The sequence below is a fragment of the Ligaoa zhengdingensis genome, from assembly GCF_014384885.1.
GTDB classification, from domain to species: Bacteria; Bacillota; Clostridia; order Oscillospirales; family Ruminococcaceae; genus Ligaoa; species Ligaoa zhengdingensis.
Window position 1 is genome coordinate 1 of the sequence record NZ_JACRST010000085.1, and the last position, 1,029, is coordinate 1,029.

Annotated in this window: 1 protein-coding gene; it reads left to right on the forward strand. The window is 53.6% G+C overall.

The window, feature by feature from the left end; all coding sequences use genetic code 11:
• Window positions 1–1,029, forward strand: a 1,029-nt coding sequence (locus H8711_RS14490) for a recombinase family protein (protein ID WP_249283900.1), incomplete at both ends; no start/stop codon positions are given.

Consider the following 1,029-nt stretch of genomic DNA (forward strand, 5'->3'; position numbering starts at 1 on the left):
CGCTTCATCGCTATCAATGACGGAGTGGACAGCGCACAGGGCGACAATGACTTTGCCCCGCTGCGGAATATCTTTAACGAATGGCTGGTGAGAGATACGAGCAAGAAAATCAAAGCAGTGAAACGCTCAAAAGGCATGAGTGGCAAGCCCATCACAAGCAAACCTGTGTATGGCTACCTCATGGACGAGGACGAAAATTTCATCATTGACGAGGAAGCCGCACCCGTAGTCAAGCAGATATACAACCTCTGCCTTGCCGGGAACGGTCCGACCAAGATAGCCCGTATGCTCACAGAGCAGCAGATCCCCACGCCGGGGACGCTGGAATACCGCAGGACGGGCAGCACCCGCCGCTACCACCTCGGCTATGAGTGCAAGTGGGCGACCAATACCGTTGTGCATATCCTTGAAAACCGGGAATACACGGGCTGTCTGGTAAACTTCAAGACGGAAAAACTCTCTTACAAAGTCAAGCACAGCGTAGAAAACCCGGAGGAAAAGCAAGCGATATTCGAGAACCACCACGAGCCTATCATAGACACCCAGACATGGGAACGGGTGCAGGAACTTCGCAAGCAGCGCAAACGCCCCAACCGCTATGATGAAGTGGGCTTGTTCTCCGGCATACTGTTCTGTGCAGACTGCGGCAGTGTGATGTATCAGCAGCGATACCAGACGGACAAGCGCAAGCAGGACTGTTATATCTGCGGCAACTACAAGAAACGCACCCATGACTGTACGGCGCACTTTATCCGCACCGACCTTTTGACTGCTGGTGTACTCTCCAATCTGCGGAAAGTGACAAGCTATGCGGCAAAGCATGAAGCCCGGTTTATGAAGCTCTTGATTGAGCAGAACGAGGACGGGGGCAAGCGCAGGAACGCCGCCAAGAAAAAGGAACTGGAAGCCGCCGAGAAACGCATAGCCGAGTTATCCGCTATCTTCAAGCGGCTGTATGAGGACAGCGTGACCGGGCGCATATCAGACGAGCGTTTCACAGAGCTGTCGGCAGACTATGAAGCAGAGCAA